We start from the raw sequence: 4,933 nt of genomic DNA on the forward strand, positions 1-4,933 counted from the left end.
GGGACCATGGCGGACCTCGAGGAGCTCGTGCGTCGCCGGATCGCGTCGCACCGCGAACGTGGGGTGGACGAGCAGCCGGAGCGGAGCGCCCTCGTGCGTGAGCTCAGCGGTGACAGAGCGGAGCGCGTGGGGCAGGTCATCGGTGACCACGAGCACCAATCCGGCGTCCCGCTCGTTGACTACCGCGACCCGGGAGGTCCCTGGCGGGCGCACCCGCGCGAGCTCGAGGTGCTCACGCGCCCTGAGCTCGAGGGTTGCAACGCTGTAGTCGTGGAGGTCCTCGGCGGCTACGTGCTCGTAGTAGTCGGCGAGGAACACTTCGTCTTTCTCCGACGGGCCGCTCGCCAGCGAGCCCTCCGCCGGCACGGTGTCACGTGGCATGCCCTTGCGCCTCCGGCACGCGAATCCGCGCCCAGCTTGGCTCCGGGGCCTGGCTCGTCGCGCCTCATTTCATGATGGCTTCCGCGCTGTGCGGCGTCCAGAGGAGACAGGACCTCCGTCCGTCGTCGCCGCCCGGCGCGGGACCTACCATTGCCGCATGACGCGCGCACTCGTGCTCGGATCGGGTGGCTACACCGGTCTGGCATGGGAGACCGGGGTGCTGTCGGGGCTTGCCGCCGCCGGCGAGGACATCGCGTCGTGGGACCTCGTGCTCGGCTCGTCCGCCGGTGCCTACGTCGGAGCGCGGCTTCTGGCCGGGCGCATCGAGGACACCTACCGGGAGCTGGCCGCGCTCGATGTCCCCACCGAACGCGCGGCCGTCTCCGCGGGCTTCCAGAACAGCCTTGCCGCGCTGCTTGCCATCCCAGGGCCAGGTGGCCGCGTCGCGGCCACGATCTGGACGCTCGGCGCAGCAGCTCGGCGGCTTGCCGTCGCGGCCCGCCGGGGTGGGCTTCCGAGTCTCGAGACTGCCGCGGCGGCCCTCTACCGATTCGTCCACGGGGAGTCGCTTTCCTCGGCCGAGCTGCGTCAGCTTGCCGCCGCCGTCGTCGGTCAGCGTGCGGAAGCCGTTCCGCATTTCGAGGCCTACTGGGCGGGCCGCCTCGCGCCCGACGACGAGTGGCCGGCCGGGCATTTGAGGATCGTCGCCATCGACGGTCTGACGGGGATGAGGCACGTTTTCGAATCGGCCAACGGTGCGCCGCTATCGCGAGCCGTCGCGGCAAGCACCGCGATCCCCGGGATTGTCGGCGCGATCGAGATCGGTGGGCGCGAATACTTCGACCCGGGGACCTTGGACACGACGAGCGCCGACTTCGCGTCGGGTCATGACGAGGTCCTGATCATCGCGCCGGATCACCGGCTCGGGGAGCTTGAACGCAGCGCTGCGGGGCTCAGGGCCGGGGGCTCGCGAGTGACAGTCATCGAACCGAGCGACCGCGCGGTGTTCGGTGAGCGAATCCAGCACCTGAACGTGGGGCGGGTCCCGGCGTCGGCTCAGATGGGTCGGCGTGACGGGCTGGCGGCCGGAGCCTGAGCCCCACGCCCAACGGTCACAGCGCGTCGACCGTGCGGCTCGCCTGCGCCGCGGCGATGAGCGTCATCATGGATCGATGCAGCTCCTGGGCGTCCTCGCGCGAGATGTTGAGCCGCTCCATCATGGTCACGGGCACGGCGAGGGCCCGGTTCCGCAGCTCACGCCCGGCCGGGGTCAGCGCGACGTCGAGCGCCCGCTCGTTCCCCGCCTGCCGGGAGCGGGTCACGAGCCCGCCCTCCTCGAGCCGCTTGAGCACCGGCGTGACGGTCGCGGGCTCGAGCAGAAGCGCGTCGCTGATGTCCCGGACGGTGCGCGGGCTCCGCTCCCACAGGGCGAGCATCACGAGGTACTGCGGGTGCGTCAGGCCCATGGGCTCGAGCACCGGCCGGTACGCCGCGACGACGCTTCTGCTCGCGACGCTGAGCGCGAAGCACAGCTGCCGCTCGAGGAGAAGATCGTCGGTGTTGGTGTCGGTCTCGCTGGTCTTCATGCAGGCTCCATTAATTAGTGCACTAACAATGAGGGTACTATGAGGTCAGTACCCGCTGCGGTCGCCCCCAATCAGGAGAGGACAAGGGCATGGCTCAGGAGAACTTCGCCCAACGGTTCATGCGCACCACCGGCCGCCTTCGCGCCGTCTTCGGTCCCGCTCACCGCGGCACCACCGAAGGCGAGATGACGCCCGAGAACAAGGCCCTCCTCGCCCAGCGCGAGGCCGAGGCGCAGCAATGGGAGACCGTCACGCGGCCCGACGGCAGCACCTACGTGGTCCCGAAGGACCCCACCGACCGCTCCCTGCGCTGAGCCCGCAGACCCGAAAAGGCCCGCGTCCGGCCTGAGGCCTGCGTCACACCCGGCGTAAAATGGCGCAAGCGGGAGGGGGTGATGACATGCCCGATTCGCAGAAGCAGCCTCAGGATCCGAAGGAGACCGAGGGCCAGGACGAGCACCGGCTGCTCGGCAAGTTCATGCACGCGGCCGAGCACGCGGCCGCGATCTGGGGACCCGCGTCCCATGGCGACACCGAGGCGCCCGTGGTCCACAAGCACGACGCCTTCGAGCAGGCGTCCGAGGACGATCTCCGCGGCTTCGAGGTCGCGACCGACTCGGAGGGCCACCACTACGCGGTCCGGAAGGACGAGGCCTCGGGTCCCGAGCGCGGCCGCGGGCCCCGCACCAAGCGCCGCTAGCTCACCACTGGGACGCGTCTCACCACAGCGACGTCAAACGGACGACGGCGGGTGCGCACCCGCCGTCGTCCGTTGTGCGCGCGCGGCGCACCCAGGGTGCGCACCGGTCGCCCGGGCGGGCCGTCAGCGGCCGGTGCCGCCGTACACCGTGGCCTCGACCTCGGCGTCGAGGTTGAACGCCGTGTGGATCGCGCGGACGGCCGCGTCGAGGAGGTCGGCGCGGGTCACCACGGAGATGCGGATCTCCGAGGTCGAGATCATGTCGATGTTGATGCCCGCGTCGGAGAGCGCCTTGAAGAACGTGGCCGAGACGCCCGGGTGGGAGCGCATGCCCGCGCCGATGAGCGAGAGCTTGCCGATCTCCGCGTTGTACTCGATGTCCTCGAAGCCGATCTCCGCCTGCGCGGCCTTGAGCGCGTTCAGCGCGGCGGCGCCCTCGACGATCGGCAGCGTGAAGGAGATGTCCGTCTTGCCGCGGCCGAACGTCGAGACGTTCTGGACGATCATGTCGATGTTCGAGTTCGCCTTCGCGATGACCTGGAAGATCGCGGCCGCCTTGCCCGGGATGTCGGGGACGCCGACCACGGTGACCTTGGCCTCGGAGCGGTCGTGCGCGACGCCGGAGATGATGGGCTGTTCCAAGGCGACTCCCTCGTTGATCGTGATCTTGTCTTCCGGGGCGGGCAGGACCCACGTCCCCTCGTGGTGGCTGAACGAGGACCGCACATGCAGCGGCACCCCGAAGCGGCGCGCGTACTCGACGCAGCGCAGGTGGAGGATCTTCGCGCCGGACGCCGCGAGCTCGAGCATCTCCTCGCTCGAGATCGTCTCGATCTTCCGCGCCGACGGAACCACGCGGGGGTCGGCCGTGTAGACGCCGTCCACGTCCGTGTAGATTTCGCACACGTCCGCCTCGAGCGCTGCGGCGAGCGCGACCGCCGTCGTGTCCGAGCCGCCGCGGCCCAGCGTCGTGATGTCGTGGCTCTCGTGGCTCACACCCTGGAAGCCCGCGACGATCGCGATATTGCCCTTGTCGAGCGACGTGCGGATGCGGTGCGGATCGACCTCGATGATGCGGGCCTTGCCGTGCGTCCCGTCGGTGATCATGCCGGCCTGCGAGCCCGTGAACGACTGCGCCTTGTGGCCGAGTTCGTCGATGGCCATCGCGAGGAGGGCCATGGACATGCGCTCGCCCGCGGAGAGGAGCATGTCCATCTCGCGGGCTGGGGCGTTGTCGGTGATCTGCGCCGCGAGGTCCAGGAGCTCATCGGTCGTGTCGCCCATCGCGGAGACCACGACGACCACCTCGTGGCCGGCCTCGTGGTAGTCCACAACGCGCTGCGCAACCCGCTTGACGCCCGCGGCGTCCGCGACGGACGAACCGCCGAACTTCTGGACGACGAGTTGCTTGGCGGGCAGCACGGGAGGAAGCGACATACGGGCACACTCACTGGACGTAGGGATCGCGGAGATTCGCGCAACATTCTATCGGCACGCCCTGTTGGAGCTTCACAGTGTGACGGCTAGCCTGAGCACATCGTGGCGCTGGGCGGGGGGCCCGCGCCGTTCACGTCTGGGAGTGGACTCATGGGGGATGTTCGGGGGATCCAAGCGACGGGTCTCGTGCGAAGCTTCGGCTCGGTCAACGCCGTGACCGGCATGGACTTCGCGGCGCAGTCGGGCCAGGTGACGGCGCTCGTCGGGCCGAACGGCGCCGGCAAGACGACGCTCATGCTCATGCTCGCGTCGTTGCTCGCGCCGCATGCGGGCCAGATCAGGATCGACGGCTTCGATCCCGCCGCGGAGCGCGACGAGGTGCGGCGGCGGGTCGGGTGGATGCCGGACACGCTCGGCGTGTGGGAGTCGCTCACGGCGCGCGAGATCCTCACACAGATGGGTCGCTTCTACCGCCTGTCCGGCCGGGACGCGGCCACTCGGGCGGACGAGCTCCTCGCGCTCGTGCGGCTTCAGGACCTCGCCGACCAGCCGGCGCGCGTGCTCTCCCGCGGGCAGCAGCAGCGGCTGAGCCTGGCCCGCTCCCTCATCCACCGCCCCACGACGCTCCTCCTCGACGAGCCGGCGGCGGGCCTCGACCCCTCGTCGCGGATCGAGCTGCGGCGGCTCGTGCGGGAGTTCGCGGCGGAGGGCTCCACGGTCGTCGTCTCCTCGCACGTGCTGAGCGAGCTCGACGAGATCGCTGACGCGGTCGTGTTCGTGAGCGGCGGCCGCACCGTCCGTTCCCAACTCGTCGATGGGCCGCCGGGAG

Annotated in this window: 7 protein-coding genes; 4 read left to right on the top strand and 3 right to left on the bottom strand. The window is 70.2% G+C overall.

What is annotated here, in order from left to right; all coding sequences use genetic code 11:
* On the bottom strand, nucleotides 1–381 hold a 381-nt coding region (locus tag ACLN58_RS17750), incomplete at its 3' end, for a hypothetical protein (RefSeq protein ID WP_415856570.1).
* A 157-nt stretch (nucleotides 382–538) separates the two neighbouring features.
* Between ACLN58_RS17750 and ACLN58_RS17755 the strand changes: the two genes are divergently transcribed.
* Nucleotides 539–1,477, top strand: a complete 939-nt coding sequence (locus ACLN58_RS17755; protein WP_415856571.1) for a patatin-like phospholipase family protein — start codon at nucleotides 539–541, stop codon at nucleotides 1,475–1,477.
* Nucleotides 1,478–1,493: 16 nt separating this feature from the next.
* Here the strand turns inward: ACLN58_RS17755 and ACLN58_RS17760 are convergent, their stop codons facing one another.
* A complete protein-coding gene (locus ACLN58_RS17760) occupies nucleotides 1,494–1,967 on the bottom strand; it encodes a MarR family winged helix-turn-helix transcriptional regulator (RefSeq protein ID WP_415856572.1) in 474 nt (157 codons plus the stop codon).
* Nucleotides 1,968–2,056: 89 nt separating this feature from the next.
* Between ACLN58_RS17760 and ACLN58_RS17765 the strand changes: the two genes are divergently transcribed.
* A complete protein-coding gene (locus ACLN58_RS17765) occupies nucleotides 2,057–2,281 on the top strand; it encodes a hypothetical protein (RefSeq protein ID WP_415856573.1) in 225 nt (74 codons plus the stop codon).
* Between the two features lie 164 nt (nucleotides 2,282–2,445).
* Entirely contained in the window at nucleotides 2,446–2,667 is a 222-nt protein-coding gene (locus ACLN58_RS17770) for a hypothetical protein (RefSeq protein ID WP_415856576.1), read from the top strand.
* 123 nt (nucleotides 2,668–2,790) lie between these two features.
* Here the strand turns inward: ACLN58_RS17770 and ACLN58_RS17775 are convergent, their stop codons facing one another.
* Nucleotides 2,791–4,104 carry an aspartate kinase gene (locus ACLN58_RS17775; protein WP_415856574.1) on the bottom strand — a complete coding sequence of 438 codons (1,314 nt, stop codon included), beginning with the start codon at nucleotides 4,102–4,104 and terminating at the stop codon, nucleotides 2,791–2,793.
* A 150-nt stretch (nucleotides 4,105–4,254) separates the two neighbouring features.
* Between ACLN58_RS17775 and ACLN58_RS17780 the strand changes: the two genes are divergently transcribed.
* A partial coding sequence (locus ACLN58_RS17780) for an ABC transporter ATP-binding protein (protein ID WP_415856575.1) occupies nucleotides 4,255–4,933 on the top strand: 679 nt, incomplete at its 3' end.

Source organism: Sinomonas sp. G460-2, from assembly GCF_047759905.1.
In the GTDB taxonomy this organism is placed as follows: domain Bacteria; phylum Actinomycetota; class Actinomycetes; order Actinomycetales; family Micrococcaceae; genus Sinomonas.

What these genes read in the sequence shown, in the direction of transcription:
- ACLN58_RS17765 (WP_415856573.1), top strand. Translation starts at nt 2,057, where the DNA reads ATGGCTCAGGAGAACTTCGCCCAACGGTTCATGCGCACCACCGGCCGC.
- ACLN58_RS17770 (WP_415856576.1), top strand. Translation starts at nt 2,446, where the DNA reads ATGCACGCGGCCGAGCACGCGGCCGCGATCTGGGGACCCGCGTCCCAT.
- ACLN58_RS17755 (WP_415856571.1), top strand. Translation starts at nt 539, where the DNA reads ATGACGCGCGCACTCGTGCTCGGATCGGGTGGCTACACCGGTCTGGCA.
- ACLN58_RS17775 (WP_415856574.1), bottom strand. Translation starts at nt 4,104, where the DNA reads ATGTCGCTTCCTCCCGTGCTGCCCGCCAAGCAACTCGTCGTCCAGAAG.
- ACLN58_RS17760 (WP_415856572.1), bottom strand. Translation starts at nt 1,967, where the DNA reads ATGAAGACCAGCGAGACCGACACCAACACCGACGATCTTCTCCTCGAG.